The sequence below is a fragment of the Actinomyces provencensis genome (genome assembly GCF_900155435.1).
GTDB classification, from domain to species: domain Bacteria; phylum Actinomycetota; class Actinomycetes; order Actinomycetales; family Actinomycetaceae; genus Pauljensenia; species Pauljensenia provencensis.
In genome coordinates this window covers 2171212-2191543 of sequence record NZ_LT700212.1, presented here as the reverse complement: position 1 = coordinate 2191543, position 20332 = coordinate 2171212, and the positions used below count along the sequence as shown (strand labels likewise).

Here is a 20332-nt window from a genome sequence, read left to right as displayed (position 1 = left end):
GTCCCGACGCCGAAGCGTCGGGGCCCGACCCGTCAGATCGTCATCTCTGGCTGAGGAGAGGGACTTCTGTCGAGTAGACATTGACGTCAACACCGTCGGCGCCTCGAACGACGACCGTGTCCAGATCTGTTACCTGTAGGCCTGTGAGTGACAGGATGTTGCGCCCGAGCTCGTGCGCTCGGTCATCCGAGAGGTTCTCCTGGACGTACACCCGGATGGTGCCTGCGCTCACGTCCTCCCACTCGGTGATAGCTGGAGCCGCGACGGTGACGGCCGGGTCTCCCGCCAGTTCACTCAGGTCGTCCACGCCCCACGCATTGAGGTACTCGTCGTGAGTTCTCTGCGCAAGATCTGACGTGATGGAGGTTCCGGACGAGGCGTCTTCGGAATCGTGGTGAACCTTGAGAACAACAGCATCGGCGGGGGAGACCTGCGTCCCCGCTGCGGGGTCTTGAGAGGTCACCGTCCAGTTCGAGGCATCCCAGACACCCTCTTCGCCAGTCTCATCTTCGAGGGTGACTAGGCCCGTGATCCCGGCGGCCGTGAGCACATCCTTCGCGGCATCGCCCTTCATTCCGACCACGTCAGGAATGGTGACTGCGCTAGATTCAGCCGACGTAGTCGGCGATGCAGTGGGAGTGGACTGGGGTCCTGATTGTCCTCGCTCGCTGGCAATGCCCGAGCCAATGACGACAACAAAGAAGAGTACGACGAGAACGATGAACCACCACTGCGTGTAGAACGGCCTCTTCTGGGTGGGTTTGGGCACTTGGTTCGGCTTGGCCGGGAAACGCATGACGATGATCCTCCTGAGCGATGGGTACCCGTCGAGAGTACCCATCTCGAGATGACGCTAGACACTGAATCCGGGCCGTGATCCAATTGCGATAGGGGACAGTCCCCGTTGTCGTCCCGAGGAGGACACATGGCCACCACACCCGCCGACCAGATCGCCACCATCGAGCGAGGCCTGCGACGCACCAGCACCAACCTGCTTGACGAGCTACGCACCACCGGCAACACCGACCCACTCCGCGCCCGGCGACTCACCCGGGCCATGCTCGACGTCGACCGCGCCACCCAAGACGTCCACGCGCTCGCCCTCGACGCCCAGGTCCACATCCTCCAAGACCCAGACCAGAGTCTTGACCGGCTCGTCGCGCAGGCCGAGACTATCCGCGAGCGCGCCCGTCAGACGGCGGCGGATGCTCGTCAGGGTCACGCAGGGACGCGCTAGAAATGGGCGACAGAATGGGCGACAAGATCGGTCAGAATGGCGGGATTTCAACGGTCACCCCTGTCATTCTCGCGGCTTCCCAAGCTGGTAGCGCGGGTTCGATTCCCGTCGCCCGCTCCACCAGGAGCCCTCGCCACGGCGGGGGTTTTCCGCATCATTCCGCCGTTTCCGGCCTCCACCCACTGAGTCGCGGGCGGAGCTGCAAACGCCCCGCTCCACCCTCGGACGCGCTGGAGACGGTTTGCAGGAAGGGTTACCTGAAGCTGGGATTTCCTCGCGGTCCTGGGTGCCCCGTGGTGGTCGTGCGGAGCAGGGTGTCGAACAGGGGCAGCCCCTACGCTGTGGACATGCCTGACCGAGCCGTGTCCGGGGCCCCCGGGAGTCCCCACGTCCGCCTCCGTCCCTACACGGGCGAGGACGCACAGGCGACGCTGGGCGTGTTCGTCGCTGCGGTGACCGGGACTGCGGCGGCCGACTACACACCCGAGCAGGTGGCCGCCTGGGTCGGCGGAGCCACGCGCGTCCCACCGGCCGGTGACCGCGACAGTGGCGGTACCGGCGTCGTTGACGCCAGTGCGGGTGCCAGTGCCGGTGTCAGTCCCGGACACGTCGACGAGGGCGGCCCCGGAGCCCGGATGGTCCCGGATCCGTCATTGGCCAGGGACCTGGGTGAGTGGGACCGGGCCAGACGTTCGGCGCTCACAGTGGTCGCCGTCATCGAGGACTCCACACAGGAGGGGAGTGTGGTCGGCTTCGGGGGTCTCATCGGGACCGGCCACATCGACATGCTCTTCGTCGCTCCCGGGCACGGTCGTCGCGGCATTGCCACAGCTCTGCTCCACCGTCTCACCGAACTCGCGAGCTCCCGGGGCGCGGTCGGACTCACCGCCGATGTGAGCCTGACGGCGCGTGCGTTCTTCGAGGCCAACGGTTTCCGGGTGCTTGCCGAACAGCATCCCGTGAGGAATGGCGTCCAGCTCGTCAACCACCGAATGGCCAGGACGGTGAGTGGGGCGGAGTGAGGCCGAGAGGCCGGGAGGCCGCTCGATAATGTCAGCTCCCGGGACGCGCCGCTGTGGACCGCCGCCGCCCGGTCCTGACCCACTCCGGGCCGCCCATTCCTGGCCGACCCCGGGCCGAACGGCCCTGACCGACCGCCGCCGCCCGACCCACCTCGACCTGGACCTGCCCACCCTGAGTGACCCTGACTCGACCCTGACCCGACCCTGATCGCATCGCCGGGTCCCTCCCGCCAGCTGACCTGCAGGCATAGGGTGTCAACCGTCGGCCGGTACGCGCGGAGGCGTTGCCCGGTGGACGCATCCCGCCCTCCCCCGCAGTGCCCAGCACCCACTTCGGCGACTCGCCGTCGAGCCACACCAGGAGCAGCCATGAGCACCTCCCGATCCCGCGGCGCCACCGTGATGTCCGTCCTCAGGCTCCTCGTCTGGACCGTGATCGCGGTCGCCCTCGTGAAGTTCGCATTCTTCCCGACCACTGCACAGGCGGAGGAGGCCGTCCTCGACCCCACGGCGCATTACGGACAGATGACGGTGACCGCGGAGACCGGGACGATCACGAACTCCATCTCCCTGGAGGGCACCATCCGATCCGACGCGGCCACAACCGTTCGCGCCTCCGGGGAGGGGGAGGTGACCGCCGTCTACGCCGAGGACGGACAGGTCGTGGCCCAGGGCGACCCGATCCTCCTCATCCAGCGGGAGGTCCCCGGTGAGGACACGGTGACCACGGACGCCGAGGGCAACACCACCGTCACCCCGGGACAGTCCCAGTGGAGGAACGCCTGGATCAACGCCCCCGCCGCGGGGACCCTGCAGCTCACGGCCCTGATGGGGCAGCAGTTCGCCATCGGTGACAGCCTCGGCAGCATCCAACCCCCCAGCTTCTCCGCCGTCGCCACCCTCACGCCCGACCAGATGTACCGCATCCAGGACGTGCCCGACACCGCCACGATCACCATCACCAATGGGCCCGCTCCCTTCGAGTGCAGCGGTCTGCAGGTCCTCACCCCCAAGGCCGGGGCGGAGTCCGCCGGTGGGGGGTCCACCGGCGGGGATGCCTCCGGGGACGAGGGCGCCTCCGCCACCTCCATCCTGGCCACCTGCGCAATCCCCTCCGACCAGAAGGTCTTCCCCGGCCTCCAGGTGAGGATGGACCTGGTGGCGGGGGAGGCCGAGGACGTCCAGACCCTGCCGGCGACAGCCGTGGAGGGCCGTTTCCAGACCGGCTACGTCTACGTTCCCGGCGACGACCCCTCCGAGCCGAAGAAGGTGCAGGTCAAGCTCGGGCTCAGCGACGGGGAGCGCGTGGAGGTCACGGACGGGCTCGGGGAGGGCCAGGAGGTCCTGGAGTTCGTGCCCGGTGAGCAGGAGACCGAAATGCAGTGCAACCCGATGACGGGTGAGGGCTGCTGAGGTGGCGCTCCTGGAACTGGCGGGGGTGACCCGCAGTGTGGTCCTGCCCGACGGGTCGGACCTGCACATCCTGCGCGGCATCGACCTCGCGGTGGAGGCAGGGGAGCAGGTCTCCGTCGTCGGACGCTCGGGGACGGGGAAGTCGACGCTCCTCAACATCATGGGGCTGCTGGACCGGCCGACCTCGGGGACCTACACCGTGGACGGGGTCGACGTGCTGCGCCTGCACGAGGCGCGCCGGGCCCGCATGCGGGGGTCGGGTTTCGGCTTCGTCTTCCAGCAGTTCAACATCTTCAACGCCCGCACCGCGCAGGAGAACGTCGAGGTCCCCCTGCTCTACGCCACGGGAGCGGACTTCTGGCGACGTGGTGCCCTGGCCGCAGCCATGCTGGAGCGTGTGGGGTTGGGTGACCGCCTGGACTCCTACCCCACCCAGATGTCGGGAGGGGAGCAGCAGCGCATCGCCACCGCCCGTGCCCTGGTGCGACGTCCGCGGATCATCCTGGCCGACGAGCCCACCGGAGCGCTGGACCCCGACACCGGGCGGTCCGTCATGGCCCTCCTGGAGGAGGTCGCCCACGAGAACGACTCCGCCCTCGTCGTCATCACCCACGACCTCAATGTCGCCGTGCGCGCCGATCGCGTGCTGGCCCTGGGCGAGGGCGTCCTGCGCGAGGTCACCGACGCGAGGGAGGCGCTGGTCCCCACCACCGGTGGGGAGCGGGTCACCGCCCTTCCCGGGGACGGCCTGGTGGTGGCACCGCTCGGGTCGGACACCGGTGCGCGTCGGACCCCGGAGGAGGACTCATGAGGTTCCTCAACCAACTCGTCGGCGCCCTGGTCGAGGCCTGGGGCGAGGTCCGCGTCCAGAAGGCCCGCGTGGTCCTCTCCCTCGTGGGGGTCGTGGCCGCGGTTGCGGCCATGTCGACGGTCATCGCCCTGGGCGACCTGATCGTCCAGTCGAACACGGAGATGATGGAGTCCTGGTCGGGACGATCCGTCACCCTCACCCTCATGCCGCAGAAGGTCCAGACGGACCAGGAAGGGTCAGGCGTTGAGGTGTTCAACTCCTCGGGTGGGGGAACGGCCGTGTCCACCGTCACCGGCGACGGGCAGGCCGACGGGGAGGCCGACGGGGAGGGGACGGCCGGGGACACCAGCTGGACCTCGGAATCGACGGGGATCGCCGAGGACCCTGTCGGTGCCGCGATGGGCACCGTCGCCGACCGCTTCTCCATCCCGTACTGGTCCCGAGGGGAATACGGGAACCTGCAGCTGGCGGAGATGAACGAGGTGATGAACAGGGGCACCTTCCACGGAATGCCCGTGGCGCCACCTGAGTACGGGTTCCAGGAACCCCAGGTGCAGGCCGTCGACCCGGCCTACGCCACGATCTTCCGCCTGGAGACCGAGCAGGGGCGCTGGCTGCGCTCCGGCGACGTCAATCAGAGGGTGACGCCCGTGGTCATCAACGCCGCGTTGTGGGAGTACTTCGGCAGCCCCGACATCCGCGACCCCCTGGTCCTGTCCACGACGGGCACCGGGACCCAGCAGCTGCGGGTGGTGGGTGTCCTGAGGTCCACGGGTGCGTGGGAGTCCCCGGTCCTCTACCTCCCCTACGACTCCTGGCAGATCATGAAGCCGACGGATGACCAGGGGATGGGTTCGGCCAGCATGTACGTGTGGGCGGGCGAGGACCAGGCCGACGAGGCGCGCACGACCCTGCCCGCCGCATTGTCGGCCGTCCTGGGCGAGGGGTGGCAGGTCGACGCCATGGGAGGGGAGGACTTCGACTCGGGCCAGGAGACCCTGGGCACGATCCGCACCGTGATCATGGCGATCGGTGCGATCGTCATCCTCCTGGGTGCCCTCGGCCTGCTCAACGTCGCCATCGTCACCGTCCGCCAGCGCATCCGCGAGATCGGGATCCGGCGTGCCATGGGAGCATCGGCCACGCGCGTGTTCTTCGCGGTGTTCCTGGAGTCCGTGGTCGCCACCTTCGTCGCCGGTGTCATCGGGGTCGGGCTCGCCATCGTCATCCTGCGCCTGATCCCCCTGGAGGGGATGGGCATCTACCTCCAGGAGCGCCCGCCCTTCCCGACCTCGGCCGCCGTGGCCGGGGTGGGGATCGCGACCGCCGTGGGTGCGCTGTGCGGGATCATTCCCGCCCTGGCGGCCATCCGTGTCAGGCCCATCGACGCCATCCGGTACTGACCTCCTGTCGGTCTCCGCGTGAGGCGTGGGCCGTCACCCGCTAGAGTTCGCCGGGTGGAGAACCCCCCGCCCGAGAACCCCACCCTGTCCGACGACCAGATCCCTCCCGACGACCCCACCGTCCCCTCGGAGGCGGACCCCGCCTGGAAGCGCCGGATCGCGCTGTTCCTGACCGGCCAGACCGTCTCCCTGTTCGGGTCGAGTCTGGTCCAGTACGCCGTCATGTGGTACCTGACGCTGGAGACCAAGTCCGGCACCGTGATGATGGCCTACGCCGTCTTCGCCTTCCTGCCCCAGGCCCTGGTCTCCCTCTTCGGGGGCACCCTGGCCGACCGCGTGAACCGCAAGGTGTTGATCATCTCCGCCGACGCCACGATCGCGGTGACGACCCTGGCGCTCGCCCTGGCCATGAGCGCGGGCTACCGTGACCTGTGGCTGATCTATGCAGCCGTCGCCGTGCGCTCCGTGGGCGCGGGGTTCCAGACCCCCGCGGTGGCGGCCGTCATCCCGCAGCTCACGCCCCAGGCCCACCTCATGCGGGTCAACGGCATCAACACCACCATCCAGTCCGCGATGGCACTCCTCGCCCCCGCGGCGGCGGGCGCCGTGTTCGCGGCCGGGGGCATCGTGCCCACCTTCTTCGTGGACGTGGTCACCGCGGTCATCGGCATCGCGATCCTCGCCTTCATCCACGTGCCCACCGTGCGCAGGGCGGCGGAGGAGGCGTCCTCGTACCTGACGGACCTGGTGGAGGGTGTGCGCTACACCTTCGGCAACAGCGTGGTGCGCTGGCTGATGACCGTGTACGGGATCATCTTCGTGCTCACGGTCGCGCCCTCGTTCCTCACGCCCCTCATGATCACCCGCAGCTTCGGCGACGAGGTCTGGATGCTCACCGCCCTGGAGATCGCCTTCTCGGTGGGCATGACCCTGGCCGGTGCCGCGGTGTCGATCTGGTTCACACGTCGCTCCCGTCAGCACATGATCCTCGTCGCCTGCGTCTGCTTCGGGCTGCTCTCGATCGCGTTGGGACTCTCGACGAACCTGTGGGTGTTCTACGCCTTCATGTTCCTCACCGGCATCGCGGTGCCGTTCTTCTCCACTCCCTCCATGACACTGCTCCAGGAGAAGGTCGAGCCGGAGTACATGGGCCGCGTCTTCAGCTTCGTGTCCATCGTGTTCGCCGTGGGCATGCCCCTGGGGATGCTCGTCTTCGGGCCCCTCGCCGACCGTGTGAGCGTGGAGTCCCTGCTCGTCGCCGCGGGCATCATCACCCTGGTGGTCGTGGCGATCGCCTTCTCGATCCCGGACGGGCGCCGGGCGCTCGCGGACGGGCGGGCCTACCGCGTGCTCAAGCGCACCGAGGCCGCCGATGCCGCGGAGTCCGGCGACGCCGGGGCGGCGGGCAGCGGGGGCGTGGCTGCGACCACGGGTGAGGGTGGCGCCGACGGCACAGGCGTGCCGGGCACCGCGACGGACGAGGGCGACGCCGCGTCCCCCTCAGCGCGGTAGGCGCAGACCGCCTGCGGCGGGGTCGGTGGCCACGAGTCCGTCCACCAGGAGCGCCTCGATGACGCGTCCGGCCTGGGCGCGCTCCGCGCCGGGGAGTGTGGCGGCCGCCAGGGCCTCGTCCCGCGTGACCGAGCGCCCGGCGGAGTGGGCCTCGCGGAGCAGCGCCATGACGCGTCCCCGGGCCTGCCGGTCGGTGCCCGTCCAGGACTGGCCGCGCGGTCGGACCTCGGCGGCAGGGCGTCCCTCGGCCAACCAGCGGCACTCCCCGGCCAGTGGGCACTGCGGGCAGCAGGGTGAGCGCTGGGTGCACACCAGTGCACCGAGCTCCATGAGGGCCACGTTCCACTCCGCCGCCGCGGCCCCGTCCAGGGGCAGCAGCTCCTCGGCGCGGGACCGCTCCGTGCGCGGGGGTGCCGACGAGGGCGCGAACTCCACCCCGTCGAGTGTGCGGGCCAGCACGCGGCGCACATTCGTGTCGAGCACGGGCACGCGTCGGTGGTAGGCGAAGGAGGACACCGCGCTGGCCGTGTACGGGCCGATCCCGGGCAGGGAGAGCAGCTCCTCGAAGTCGGCGGGGACACGGCCCCCGGGTCGGGCGGTGATGGCTGCGGCGCAGCGCTGCAGGCGCAGTGCGCGCGAGGGGTAGCCCAGGTGGTCCCAGGCGACCAGCACGTCCGCGGGGCTGGCCGCGGCCAGGTCGGCGGGTGTGGGCCAACGTTCCATCCAGTGTTCCCACACGGGTTGCACGCGCGGGATGGGTGTCTGCTGGCTCATGACCTCGAAGACCAGGGTCGCCCAGGGGGAGACGCCCTCGTCACGCATGGGGAGGTCACGGCGGTGGCGTGCGAACCACGGCAGCAGGGCGTCGAACACGGGCTCAGGGTAGCGTGCGCTGCTCCCCCCGTCCGCGTGGGGACGGGACGTACGGACTCGCACAGGGGTGGGGTCGCGGGTCGGCCGGGGAGCGGCCGCGGAGGGCATGGGGTGGGCTTGCGGGCCCGCGCCGGTGGTGCCCGTGGGAGAATCGCCCTGCACGCAGGCACGATGTCGACGGTCCAGGAGGACTCGATGGCTCAGGACGATCAGCGCCCGGATGCGGTCCCGGGACAGGGCAGTCCCCAGGGGGGCCCGCAGGTGCCCGGCGGCCAGCAGCAGTACTGGCAGTCCGGTGGGCAGGCGCCCCAGGGGGCGTACGGCCAGCAGACGTATGGCCAGCAGGGACAGGCGACGTACGGCCAGAACCCCTACGGCCAGCAGGGGCAGGCGACGTACGGCCAGCAGACTTATGGCCAGCAGGGGCAGGCGCCACAGGGCCAGACCCCCTACGGCCAGCAGGGGCAGGCGACGTACGGCCAGCCCGGTGGCCAGCAGGCATACGGCCAGGTGGTTCCCGGTGTCCTGCCCAAGAACATGGTCGTCGCCGTGCTGCTCGCCCTCTTCCTGGGGACCCTCGGCATCCACAACTTCTACCTGGGCTACACGCAGAAGGGCGTCATCCAGTTGGTGCTCACGGTGGTCGGGTGGGCGACGTCCTGGCTCCTTGTCGGGTTGGTGGCAGTGCTGGCGGTGGCCGTCTGGGTGATCGTCGACATCATCCAGATCGCGACGCGTCAGGGCCCGTACGTCACGGATGCGAACGGGATTCCCCTCCAGTAGTCGCGGGAGGGGGTGCGAGGGACGGACCGGCCGCACCTCGGCCGCCGCTCCTGTCCAGCCTCCCTCCCGCGCCACGTACACCGAAGCCCGGACCTGCTCCTGGAGTGGCCTCGGGCACGGTCCCTGACCCCGGCGCTGGCACCGGGACCCGCGATCGGCGCGCTCGTGCCACAATTGCGACCATGCTGCTCAGTGACCGTGACATCCTCGCCGGGTTCGAGTCCGGACGGATCCAGCTCGACCCGCTCGAGCGTGACCTGGTCCAACCTGCCAGCATCGACGTGCGCCTGGACAGGCTCTTCCGTCTCTTCGACAACCACCGCTACTCCGTGATCGACCCCGCCGCCGACCAGTCCGACCTGACCCACATGGTCGATGTCGGACCCGATGAGCCCTTCGTCCTCCACCCGGGCGAGTTCGTCCTGGGGGCGACCTACGAGCGTGTCACCCTCGGAGACGACATCGCTGCGCGCCTGGAGGGGAAGTCCTCCCTGGGCCGTCTGGGGCTGCTCACACACTCCACGGCAGGCTTCATCGATCCCGGGTTCTCGGGACACGTGACCCTGGAGCTCTCCAACACGGCGACCATGCCGATCCTGCTCTACCCGGGCATGAAGGTCGGTCAGCTGTGCTTCTTCGACCTCTCCACACCGGCGCTGCACCCCTACGGTTCCAGCGGGGTGGGGTCCCACTACCAGGGCCAGCGTGGGCCCACGCCCTCGCGCACGCACCTGCGCTTCTCGCGACTCCGCATCGAACGGCCCGACGATGAGTGACGAACCGCGCCCGCCGGAGCGCCGCTCCATCAAGGACAAGCTCGCCCACGTCCCCCCGACACCGGCGAGTGCACCCCCCAACCCCCTGACGGAGACCACCACGACGGCGGTCGGTGGGTTGGACATGCTCAGCTCCGCCTACCGGATCGGTGAGGGCGGCAGGGTCGTCCACGAGAAGGTCAGCGCACCCTTGGCGGCCCCTCTGCAGCGCATCGAGGCCGCCCACGCGATCGAGCTGGACTGGGCGTCGGCGCACCACCTGCTGCTGCTCTCCTCCGAGGTCGAGCCCGACGAGGTCGAGGCGCTCGCGGTCTCCGTGTGGGAGGACGCCGGCTGGTCGGGGCCCGGCATGCTCCGGCTCGGGGGACAGGCCGCGCTGCAGGGACCGTGGCTGGTCGACACCGACGTCCGTCGCGCTCTCGGGACAGCTGCCGACCTGACGCAGGCGTGGGTGCTCATCTGCCCGGCGACCAGGGGTCCGGCCCCCACGCCGGAGATCATCGAACGTGACGAGTGGGCCAGGGCCTTCCCCGAGGGCATGCCTGCCGGAGTCGAGTACCGGGTCCTCCTGAGCCTGAGGCGCATGGCACGCAGGCTCGCCGGCGCGATCCGCGCCAGCGGAAGTGGTCAGGTGATCACTCCTGACCCGGACTCCGCCGTGAGCCTGGCCGTCTACTCCCCGCGCTGGGTCCTGCCCGACGACCTCCTGGGCGTCCTGCGCCCGGTGTTCCCCACCGTCATGGACTCCCGGGACGTCGGCCCTGCGGAGCCACGACGGCCCACCAGGCGCGAGGTCCAGCGGATCTCCGCCATGGTCGACGGCCGCGTCGACCTGCCTGAGGAGGTGCTGCGCTCCATCGAGGAGTCCCGCCGCCGGGCCGCCGAGGAGCCCCAGGTGGTCGACGGGTACGCGCTGGTGGCCCCGGTCGGGAACCGGTCGCAGGTCCTCATCGAGGTGCGTCAGGTCCCCACGGTCCCCCAGGCGTTGCGTTGGGAGACGTGGAGCAACGGTGTGGTCGTCGAGTACCGGCTGCTCTGGCAACCCGACGGTGAGTTGGCCCCGCTGCAGTCACCCCTCACCCGCACCGCCCGCCTGGAGCGGCTGCGGTCGGCCCGCGACATCGAGGAGGCCGCCGGGTTGGTCTTCTCCGTCGTGGGGGGCTCCGTTGTGGACGAGGACGACTTCCTCGTCGCCCTCGACACCTCCTCCTGACCCCGAGGCACGCCTCTCCGGGCCACTGGGGCACGTCTCTCCGGGCCCGCGGGACGCGCCTCTCCGGTCGGGGCCTGGAGCGGGTCCAGGGTGGGGCGTGCCTGGGTCGTCCGCGTGGGCGTACTTCGAGCATCTGGGGAGGCGTGCCTCGGGGGAGTGGAAGGGGTGGGGTCTTCGCCCGTGGCGGAATGCGGACCTCCCGGAGGCTGTGCACGGCTGGCGTCCAGCCCTTTCACAGGTGTGCAGCCTTGGATCGTTGGAAACGGCGGCGAGAGGAGACACGATGACTGCCGATGACAGGATCCCCGAGGTCACCTTGGTCTTCGAGGACGGACACCATGACGGACCGAGCTACACCCTGCGCCCCCACGGAGGTGCCGGGGACGGTCTGTCGGGGGAGGGACGCCCGGGACGCGGCCCCCTGAGGAACACCGACGAGGGCAACGCGCTGCCGACTCCGGGCCTCCCCATCGCCGTCCTCGGAGCGACACTCGGCGTCATGGCGCTGGCGGGCATCGTCACGACCAGCCTGGGCGCGACCGCCCTGCCAGGTGGCGTGGTGGTCGCCGCTGCCCTGGGCACGGCCGCCGTCCCGACAGTCTTCGCCGGGATCGCCCAGGCGGTGTTCGGGCCACTGGGGATGACGCTGGTGGTGCTTGCCGCCATGGCTGGGCTCGGGTCGCGCCCGCGGGCGAGGTCCCTGCGCTTCCCCCTGCTGGTCGTCATGGGTACTGCCTGGATCGCGACCGGGATGGTCTCCACCGTGACCGCGGGGGCGACAGGTTTCCTGGTGAGTGCGGCGGCGGCCGCCGCCGCGGCGGCGACGGTCCTGGTCCTGCTGGTGCGACGGGGCCTGCGTCTGCCGGTTGCGCTGGTGGGAGTGCTCCTCTCGGCGGCGGTGGCCGCGAGCCTCGTCTACGTCGGCGCGGCCAGCGTCATCGGCGTCATCGCCTCCCTGGTGGTGGGTGTGGCCGGTGCACTGCTCGGGGCAGCCATGTGGAACCGCAAGTGGGCCCCCGTGATGGACATGCGTGACGAGAGCTACCGCAGGGCGGGCATGCGCTGAACAGGTGAGTGAGTGCCCGACGGAGCCCAGCTTGCTCTGACGATTTTGCTTCACCGAGGAGTGCGGGAGACGCGCGGTATGTCGCGTCCGCACGCGCTGCTCACGTTGCGACGCCCCGTCCTCCCCACGGTGTCGGATCTGGAGGCGCTTCCTGCTGGGTGGGGACGGTCAACCCCGATTGGAGACCAGATCGGCGAGTACCAGTGGTCCTTGTATACCCCATGGGGTATATTGCCCGCATGAGGATGACACTGAGTCGGAGCCACTGTCCGCAACGGCCCATACCCTGCGGGGGACGCGCCCGACCACAGAGGGGGTCTCGACGATGACCCGTCTCGTGGTGGTCGGTGGCGTCGCCGGTGGGATGAGTTGCGCGGCGCGCGCGCGACGGCTCGATGAGACCGCGGAGATCATCGTCCTGGAGCGCGGCGCGCACGTCTCCTTCGCGAACTGCGGACTGCCCTACCACGTGGGCGGGGAGATCCCCGATCCCCAGGACCTTCTGGTCCAGACCCCGGAGAGCCTGCGTGCAGCCCTCGACCTGGATGTGCGCACCGGGCATGAGGTCATCGGTGTGGATCCCCGGGCCCGCGAGGTCGTGGTCCGCACACCGGACGGCGAGGAACACATCGGCTACGACGCCCTCGTCCTCGCTCCCGGGGCCGTCGCCGCGCGGCCCCCGATCGAGGGTCTGGACTCCCCCCGGGTGCACGCGCTGCGGACGGTCGGGGATGCGACGTGGCTGCGCCGGACGGTGGACGAGGGCGCGAGGCGGGCCGTCGTCCTGGGCGCCGGGTTCATCGGGATCGAGGCCGCCGAGGCCTTCGCCCACCAGGGGCTCTCCACGACGATCGTCGAGTTCGCCGACCATGTGCTCCCGCCGCTCGACGGCGAACACGCCCGCCTCGTGGAGGATGAGCTCCGTGCGCTCGGGGTGGACGTCCGCACAGGTGTCGCCGCACGCGAGGTGATCCCGGGTGAGGCGGAGGACACGGTGGTCCTGGGCGACGGCACACGGCTGGCGGCGGACATCGTCGTCCTCTCCACAGGTGTCCGACCTGACACAGCGGTGTTCGAGGAGGCCGGGGTCACCTGTGAACGTGGTGCCATCGTCGTCGACGAGCACGGACGCACCTCCCTCGACGGTGTCTGGGCCGTGGGGGATGCGACGGTCAGCACCGATCCCGCCACCGGTGTGCGTCGGCCGGTGGCCCTGGCAGGCCCGGCCAATCGAGCGGGCCGACAGGTCGCCGACGACATCATGCGCCCCGGTCACGCCCGTCCACTTCCGCAGCCTCTGGGCACGGCCATCGTCCGTGTCGGTCGGCTCACGGTGGCGGTGACGGGTGCCAACAGGGCGGCGCTGCGCGCAGCGGGGATCGAGCACCACACGGTCCACCTGCACCCCAACCAGCACGCGGGGTACTTCCCGGGTGCGACTCAGATCCACCTGAGCGTCCACTTCCGCGCCGGGGACGGCCTGCTCCTCGGTGCGCAGGCCGTGGGGGTCGAGGGAGTCGACCGACGCATCGACGTCCTCGCCACCGCGGTGCGCTCGCGGATGACCATCGCGGACCTCATCGATCTCGACCTGGCCTACGCACCCCCGTACGGACAGGCCAAGGACGCGGTCAACCTCGCGGGCATGGTCGGATCCAATGTGCTCGACGGCACCCTCGTGCTCTGGTACCCCGAGGAGCTCGAGGGGGTCACCCGCACCGCGTTCGTCCTCGACGTGAGATCCCCGCAGGAGTTCGCCACCGGCCACATCGCTGCAGCGGTGAACATCCCCCACACGGAGCTCCGGGACCGCCTCGGGGAGGTCCGCACCGGAGCGGCTGGCCGACCCGTCCGGGTGACGTGCGCCTCCGGGGTGAGGTCCGCGATCGCCCATCGGGTCCTCACGCAGAACGGCTTCGATTCGGCCTCCCTGTCCGGGGGGATGCTCACCCTGCGTGCCACCCTCGGTGACGACTGCGACCTGCTGGCGTCTCCCCGTCATCCGTCCAGACCTGCGAACGCGGTCGACGCCGGTCCTCGCGAGCCCGCCACCACACCCCTCAGGAGAACTCGTGCCCGTCACTGACGCAGATGCCCAGCGCCGCATCCTCAACCGCCTCCGACGGGCCCGCGGCCAGCTCGACGCCGTCATCAACGCTGTCGAAGGTGGGGGGACGTGCAGGGAAGTGGTCACCCAGCTGGCCGCCGTCGCCTCCGCCCTGGACCGGGCCGGCTTCGTGATCATCTCCACGGCGATGAAGGACTGCCTCGCCGATCCGGAGGGGGCCGACCGCGAGGACAAGATCACGACGGAGGAACTGGAGCGGCTGTTCCTCACCCTCTCGTGACCGACCTGCGCCCCCATTCGGGCAGCGCCCCGGTGTCCGGATGCCCGGATGCGCGGGAGCACCAGTGCGCCGATGCACCGGGCCGGCGGCAGCCACACCCACACCCACACCCACACCCACACCCTGGAGGAGAACAGCATGTGCCGAGCAGTCACCTGCAAGACCTGCGGAAAGACCACATGGGCCGGCTGCGGCCAGCACATCGACGACGTCAGGAGGACGGTGCCCGCCGGACGGTGGTGCCCCGGCCATGAGGAGAAGCATGAGGACCGTCCCGCGAGAGGACTCTTCGCGACGCTGTTCAGGCGGTGAGGCCACCCGAGCCCGGGAGCGGGCCTGCACACGATCCCGAGGAGTACTGGGATGCCCGCTACCGCGAAGGCGGCGCCGTGTGGTCGGGGCGCCCCAACGTCCCTGTCGTGGATGCCGTGCGTTTCCTCTCACCGGGGCGGGCGCTCGACCTGGGCTGCGGCGAGGGAGGGGACGCGATCTGGCTGGCGGAAAGGGGCTGGTCGGTGACAGGGGTGGACATCGCGCCCTCGGCCATCGCGCGGGCGCGGGAGGCGGCAGGAGCACTCGGAGCGGCGCCGAGCCCGACCTTCGTGGTCGCTGACCTCTCCACCTGGGAGCCGGAAGGGGGTCCCTTCGACCTGGTCACGGCGAGCTTCCTGCACTCCCCCGTGGATCTCGCGCGCACCGCGGTCCTGCGTCGGGGTGCCGATGAGGTGGCTCCCGGTGGCCACCTGCTCATCGTCTCCCACGTCACCCCGCCCACAGGCATGTCCACGGGTGGGCACACGCCGCCCCGCTTCCTGACTCCCGCACAGGAGCTTGACGCACTGGGCCTCGACGGTGACGGATGGGAGGTGTGCCTCATGGAGACCCGCACCCGGAGGCGCACCCCGCAGGTCGACGCTCGCGCAGGCGGGCCCGAGCAGCGGATGGACGGGATCCTCCTCCTCCGACGGCTCTCGTCCTGAGGGTGCTGGGCGCATGCGCCCGGGTCGGGGTGCTCCTGGCATTGACCCGGGGACGGGGTGGCGACGATGTGGGGTCTCGGTGACGGAAATCGGTCGGATCGGGCCGGGACTGACGTCGAGACCCCACTTCGTTGACACGCCGGTGTCGGCGCGTGGGTTCGTCGGGTCAGGTGCATGTCCTGGTGTGTGCGGGCACACGGGTGTGGGGGGGCAGGACCTGGGCCGGGGCGCATGGGGGAGGCGCACCGGGGGTCAGGAGTCAGTGACCGTTGGCCCCGTGGTCCCCGTCAGGTCCGAGGTGCTCGTCCAGTCCGCGCCGCACACCGTCCAGCAGGAGCAGGGCCACGTCCCGCACCTCCGGCAGCTTCGCGGCTCCGCCCTCGTCGGCGCCGGTGCTGCCCGAACCCGCGTCTGCGGACCCTCCTGGGCCCGCGGGTGTGCCCGAGGTCCCGAACCCGGCGCTCGCCCCGGTGGCGGAGCCGAGCATCTGGGAGCAGAAGGGGCAGGCGGTGGCGACCACGGCCGCACCCGTGCTTGCCGCCTCGGTCATGCGGGCGTCGGCGATGCGGATGCCGCGGGTCTCCTCCATCCACGCTCGTGCCCCGCCTGCGCCGCAGCACATGGCGCCCTCGCGGGAGCGAGGCATCTCCACCAGTTCCAGGCCGGGCAGTGAGCCGATGAGTTCGCGTGGGGGTTCGTAGACCTGGTTGTGGCGACCCAGGAAGCAGGGGTCGTGGTATGTGATGGGGATGTCGCCGGTGGCGCTGCCCGCGGTGCTCCCGTCGGCCCCGGGCGCGTTCGCCGTGCCCGGGGTCCCCGCCGTCCCGACCGCCACGGACGGCGCAGTTGCCACGGACGGCGCAGTCGACACAGGCGACGCGGGCGGTGCGACGGGACGCAGCTTGCCGTCGCGGACCAGGCGGTTGAGCAGCTGGGTGTGGTGGATGACCTCGAAGGTGCCCCCCAGCTCCGGGAACTCCCCGGCGATGGTGTTGAAGCAGTGGGCGCAGGTCACCACGATGCGCTGGGCGCGGGCCTCGTGCAGGGTGTCGATGGCCGCGCCCGCCAGCATCTGGAAGAGGACCTCGTTGCCGGCGCGCCGCGCCGGGTCGCCCGTGCAGGACTCCCCGGACCCCAGCACCGCGAAGCTGACGCCGGCGGTGTGGAGCAGTTCCGCCACGGCAGCGGTGGTGGCCTTGGCGCGGTCGTCGTAGGCCCCGGCGCAGCCGACCCAGAACAGGTAGTCGACATCCTCGGCGGACTCCAGGTCCTCACCGATGACGGGGACCTCGAAGTCGAGTCCCTTGGCCCAGTCCAGGCGCTTGCGGGCGGGTTGGTTGTAGGGGTTCGCCTTGGTCTCCATGCCGCGGAAGGCGCGCCCGAGCTCGCGGGGGAAGGCGGACTCCATGAGGACCTGGTGGCGGCGCAGGTCGAGGATGTGGTCGACGTGCTCGATGTCGACGGGGCACTGGTCCACACACGCCCCGCACATGGTGCAGTCCCACAGGACGTCCTCGGTGATGACGTCGGGGACCAGGGGCCCGTCCGCCACCGCGACCCCCAGGGGCCCGGTCGCCCCGGACTGGGACAGTGCGCTCAGGACGTCGAAGGAGTGGGGGGCGGGGTCCACGCCCTTCTCCACCAGGCGCGTGATCTCGCCGTCGGGGCCGGTGACCTCCTCGACGTCGACCTCGGTGACCTCGATGTTGGAGACGGCCTCCAGGTGGTCGCGCATGGCGAGCACCAGCAGCTTCGGGGAGAGCGGTTTCTGGGTGTTCCACGCAGGGCACATCTCCTGGCAGCGCCCGCACTCGGTGCAGGAGTAGAAGTCGAGCCGGTCCTTCCAGGTGAGGTCCGCGGCCGTGCCCACCCCGAGCGTGGCGTCCTCGGGCAGGTCCTCCACGTCGCGGACGGGTTCGCCCGCGTGGAGCATCGGGGCGGCAGGACCCAGTGCCTTGGTGCCGTCGGCGTTGCGGCGGGCGTAGAGGTTCACCACGGCCAGGAAGCGGTGCCAGGCCACCCCGGCGCTGGTCTGGACGCCGACCACCATCATCCACAGCATGGAGGTGGTGATCTTGACCGCGGACACGATGACGATGGCGTTGGCCAGGGCGAGTGGGGTGACCCCGCCCAGCAGCGCGCCGATCCACGCGGTCAGGGGGAAGTGCCAGGCGCTGGCCAGGTGGGCAGTGGCGGGGTCGGTGGAGAGGTGCGCGTACTCCAGGGCCCGCAGCGCCACCACGCAGGCGCACACGATGAGCACGACCCATTCCACGAAGAGGGCCTGCCAGCGCGTGGAGCCCAGGAAGCGGGAGGCGATCCCGCGCGGCGAGCCGTCGCGCGGGGAGGGTGACGGAGGAGCGGAGGTCGGCGCCTCGGCCGGGAGATCGGCGGGGTGGGGGGTGTCGCCCTCGTCAACGGTGCCCCGGGGGGAGGCGGGGGCGGGGCGCGCGGACGAGGGCGGCTCCGCATCCCCTCCGGACAGTGCGGCCTCACCCGGGGCGCCGTGGCCGGCCCGGCGGCGCACGACCATCAGCCAGGCGATGCCGAGGAGCCCACCCCAGGCGAAGAACTCCGTCAGCCACTCCCAGGGCGGGAAGTGGCCGATGAGGGGGAGGGCCCAGGACGGATCGCGCAGCTGGGCGTAGCCGCTGACCAGGGTGAGGAAGAGGAGCGGGAAGGAGATCATCACCAGCCAGTGGGCGGCCTTCACCGCCGGGCGGCCCTTGAACTCGCGATGTGTCAGCGCCGTGGAGAGGAGTCCCCACAGGCGTTGGCCCACCGGGCGGGTGCGGGTGTGGTCGGGTTGGCCCCCGCTGAACTCCCGCCACAGGTGCGCAACGCCGCGCACCAGTGAGATCACGCCGAAGAGGGTCGCGAAGAGGGCGACCACCCATGTCAGCGTCGAGAGCAGGGGAGAGGGCATGTGTGACTCCTCGGTCGCGTCACCCGGGGCGGGAGGGCACTCCATTATCGCCCCACCTGCGACGTGTGCTCCGGGAGGGGTGGAAGGCGCTCCGGAGCGGGCTGCGACCAGGTCTCGCGAGCGCGACGGCGGACAACGCGCCGGACCGGAGAGTGACGGGCCCTGCGGTGAGGGGTGTGACCTGCGTGAACAGATGCGATCGCGAGGTCCGAGGACTGGCGCCGGAGGCGGTCCTTCCGGCGGAGTCCCTTAGGGTGGTGGCAATTCCTGCAGGTCAGCGAGCATCCTTGGGGTGTTGGTGGGCCATCGTGGGTGTCCAGAGTTTCGACCAAGAATCCTAGGAGTGTTCCCACGATGGCCCGCAACCAGTCTGCCCTGTCCACCTTGATCAGTGAAGTCCTGTCCGACCCGAGCCTTGCAGGAGACGCCGTGTTCCGTCGACTGTTGGAGGCGGGCCTCCAAGACCTCATCGATGCTGAGGCCACCACCAAGATCGGGGCGGGGCGCTATGAGCGCAGCGAGTCCCGCCTCACCCGACGCAACGGAAGTCGCGACAAGACGGTGTCCACCCCGGCAGGAGACGTGGTGGTGGCCATCCCCAAGCTGCGTGAGGGGTCCTTCTTCCCCAGCCTCCTCAACCCCCGCAAGCGGATCGACAAGGCCCTCTACGCCGTCATCTGCCAAGCGTGGATCAACGGGGTGTCCACCCGCAAGGTCGACGAGCTCGTCAAGGCATTGGGATGCGAGTCGGGCATCTCGAAGTCCCAGGTCTCAAGGATCTGCGCCGACATCGACTCCGTGGTCGAGGAGTTCCTGACCCGTCCCCTGTCCCACACGTGGTACCCGTACCTGTTCCTGGACGCCACCTACGTCGACGTCCGCCACGCCGGCCATGTCGTGTCCAAAGCGGTCGTGGTCGCCACCGGCGTCTCCGCCCAGGGCAGGCGTGAGATCCTGGGCATGAGGATCGGCGACAGTGAGTCCACCTACTTCTGGACGGAGTTCCTACGATCCTTGCGCGAGCGCGGCCTCAAGGTCTCAACCGACACTGACCCACTGGGAGTGCAAGTCGTCACCAGTGACGCCCACCAAGGCATCAAGAACGCCGTCAAAGCCATCCTCACCGGCGCCTCTTGGCAACGCTGCCGCGTCCACTTCGCTCGCAACGTCACCCAGACCCTGGGCTCCACCCGCTCCAAGCCCGTCAACGCCCTCATCGCCACCATCTTCGCCCAGACCACCCCAGAGGCCGTCAAGGACGCCTACCACCAGGTCGTGGCCTCCCTGACCCCGACCTTCCCCCAGATCGCCCAGATGCTCACCGACGCCGAAGTCGACCTCACCGCCTTCGCTGACCAGCCCCGCCCCCACTGGCAGAAGATCTGCACCACACAACCCCATCGAGCGACTCAACCGCGAGATCAAACGCCGCACCGACGTCGTCCAAGTCTTCCCCGACGACGCCTCCGCCACCCGCCTCATCGGAGCCATCCTCCAAGACCAAAACGAGGAATGGCAATACGGGGAACGCCGCTACCTCTCAGAGACCTCCATGCGCGACCTTACTGACCAACTCACCCACCCCAACCACCCCGACCCCACCCACCTCCTCACAGCCTGAAACCAACCCCCACCAGCCCAAACGAAACAACAGACACTTACACCACCAACAGGGACTTGATCGGTCCTTCCCTGCGCGCCGGCGGTGTGCAGTGGAGTGCAGTCGGACAGTTCAGTGAGTTCAGGGGTTCGGAGGGATGGACCTCGTGCCCCGAACTGAGCGGACTTCGTGCTCCGATCAGAGCGGACTTCGACCCCTGAACTGAGCGGACTGATATGGGGGTGTGTGCTGTCAAGTGGGCATGGTGAGGCGCCGCCCGGCACTGGTTGTGGGGCGGCGCCTCGGTCGTCGGGGTGGGGCCTTGTGGGGGTGGGGTGTGTCCGTTGGTGGACGGTGTGGTCACTCTGA

General features: G+C 70.1%; 16 protein-coding genes and 1 pseudogene. 14 read left to right on the top strand and 3 right to left on the bottom strand.

Features of this window, described 5'->3' with window-relative positions:
- Window positions 1-40: 40 nt before the first annotated feature.
- On the bottom strand, window positions 41-841 hold the full coding sequence (locus tag BQ9890_RS09745) for a PASTA domain-containing protein (protein ID WP_078062363.1): 801 nt from the start codon (window positions 839-841) through the stop codon (window positions 41-43).
- A gap of 84 nt (window positions 842-925) precedes the next feature.
- Here BQ9890_RS09745 and BQ9890_RS09740 point away from each other — a divergent pair, with 84 nt between their 5' ends.
- The 6 genes from BQ9890_RS09740 to BQ9890_RS09715 all read left to right on the top strand — a co-directional run bounded on the left by BQ9890_RS09740 (window position 926) and on the right by BQ9890_RS09715 (window position 7398).
- Window positions 926-1237, top strand: a complete 312-nt coding sequence (locus tag BQ9890_RS09740) for a hypothetical protein (RefSeq protein WP_075891154.1) — start codon at window positions 926-928, stop codon at window positions 1235-1237.
- Window positions 1238-1584: 347 nt separating this feature from the next.
- On the top strand, window positions 1585-2259 hold the full coding sequence (locus tag BQ9890_RS09735; RefSeq protein ID WP_143226297.1) for a GNAT family N-acetyltransferase: 675 nt from the start codon (window positions 1585-1587) through the stop codon (window positions 2257-2259).
- Window positions 2260-2628: 369 nt separating this feature from the next.
- Complete coding sequence (locus tag BQ9890_RS09730) at window positions 2629-3672, top strand: efflux RND transporter periplasmic adaptor subunit (protein ID WP_075891150.1); 1044 nt, start codon at window positions 2629-2631, stop codon at window positions 3670-3672.
- Between the two features lies 1 nt (window position 3673).
- Window positions 3674-4483 carry an ABC transporter ATP-binding protein gene (locus tag BQ9890_RS09725; RefSeq protein WP_078062361.1) on the top strand — a complete coding sequence of 270 codons (810 nt, stop codon included), beginning with the start codon at window positions 3674-3676 and terminating at the stop codon, window positions 4481-4483.
- On the top strand, window positions 4480-5886 hold the full coding sequence (locus BQ9890_RS09720) for an ABC transporter permease (protein ID WP_075891148.1): 1407 nt from the start codon (window positions 4480-4482) through the stop codon (window positions 5884-5886). The genes BQ9890_RS09725 and BQ9890_RS09720 overlap by 4 nt, the downstream gene beginning before the upstream one ends.
- Window positions 5887-5940: 54 nt before the next feature.
- On the top strand, window positions 5941-7398 hold the full coding sequence (locus tag BQ9890_RS09715) for an MFS transporter (RefSeq protein ID WP_075891146.1): 1458 nt from the start codon (window positions 5941-5943) through the stop codon (window positions 7396-7398).
- Here the strand turns inward: BQ9890_RS09715 and BQ9890_RS09710 are convergent.
- Window positions 7387-8220: an HhH-GPD family protein gene (locus tag BQ9890_RS09710; protein WP_195907704.1), complete on the bottom strand. Its 834-nt coding sequence runs from the start codon at window positions 8218-8220 to the stop codon at window positions 7387-7389. The genes BQ9890_RS09715 and BQ9890_RS09710 overlap by 12 nt on opposite strands.
- A gap of 246 nt (window positions 8221-8466) precedes the next feature.
- Here BQ9890_RS09710 and BQ9890_RS09705 point away from each other — a divergent pair, with 246 nt between their 5' ends.
- From BQ9890_RS09705 to BQ9890_RS09670, 7 genes are all read left to right on the top strand, one after another.
- The gene (locus BQ9890_RS09705; protein WP_075893003.1) at window positions 8467-9054 is read left to right on the top strand and encodes a TM2 domain-containing protein; all 588 of its coding nucleotides are present in this window, start codon (window positions 8467-8469) and stop codon (window positions 9052-9054) included.
- 182 nt (window positions 9055-9236) lie between these two features.
- Window positions 9237-9830 carry a dCTP deaminase gene (gene dcd, locus BQ9890_RS09700; RefSeq protein ID WP_075891144.1) on the top strand — a complete coding sequence of 198 codons (594 nt, stop codon included), beginning with the start codon at window positions 9237-9239 and terminating at the stop codon, window positions 9828-9830.
- Window positions 9823-11043, top strand: coding sequence for a hypothetical protein (locus BQ9890_RS09695; protein ID WP_075891142.1), 1221 nt, complete (start codon window positions 9823-9825; stop codon window positions 11041-11043). Before dcd ends, BQ9890_RS09695 begins: the two co-directional genes overlap by 8 nt.
- 283 nt (window positions 11044-11326) lie before the next feature.
- Window positions 11327-12109 carry a hypothetical protein gene (locus BQ9890_RS09690; protein ID WP_075891140.1) on the top strand — a complete coding sequence of 261 codons (783 nt, stop codon included), beginning with the start codon at window positions 11327-11329 and terminating at the stop codon, window positions 12107-12109.
- 325 nt (window positions 12110-12434) lie between these two features.
- Window positions 12435-14195 carry an FAD-dependent oxidoreductase gene (locus BQ9890_RS09685; RefSeq protein WP_078062360.1) on the top strand — a complete coding sequence of 587 codons (1761 nt, stop codon included), beginning with the start codon at window positions 12435-12437 and terminating at the stop codon, window positions 14193-14195.
- On the top strand, window positions 14182-14457 hold the full coding sequence (locus tag BQ9890_RS09680) for a metal-sensitive transcriptional regulator (RefSeq protein ID WP_075891138.1): 276 nt from the start codon (window positions 14182-14184) through the stop codon (window positions 14455-14457). Before BQ9890_RS09685 ends, BQ9890_RS09680 begins: the two co-directional genes overlap by 14 nt.
- 308 nt (window positions 14458-14765) lie before the next feature.
- Complete coding sequence (locus BQ9890_RS09670) at window positions 14766-15437, top strand: class I SAM-dependent methyltransferase (RefSeq protein ID WP_075891134.1); 672 nt, start codon at window positions 14766-14768, stop codon at window positions 15435-15437.
- A gap of 259 nt (window positions 15438-15696) precedes the next feature.
- Here BQ9890_RS09670 and BQ9890_RS09665 read toward each other — a convergent pair whose 3' ends face one another.
- Entirely contained in the window at window positions 15697-18363 is a 2667-nt protein-coding gene (locus BQ9890_RS09665; RefSeq protein ID WP_075891132.1) for a (Fe-S)-binding protein, read from the bottom strand.
- A 354-nt stretch (window positions 18364-18717) separates the two neighbouring features.
- Here BQ9890_RS09665 and BQ9890_RS09660 point away from each other — a divergent pair.
- A pseudogene (locus BQ9890_RS09660) lies at window positions 18718-19984 on the top strand (IS256 family transposase).
- The last annotated feature ends 348 nt before the right edge of the window (window positions 19985-20332 follow it).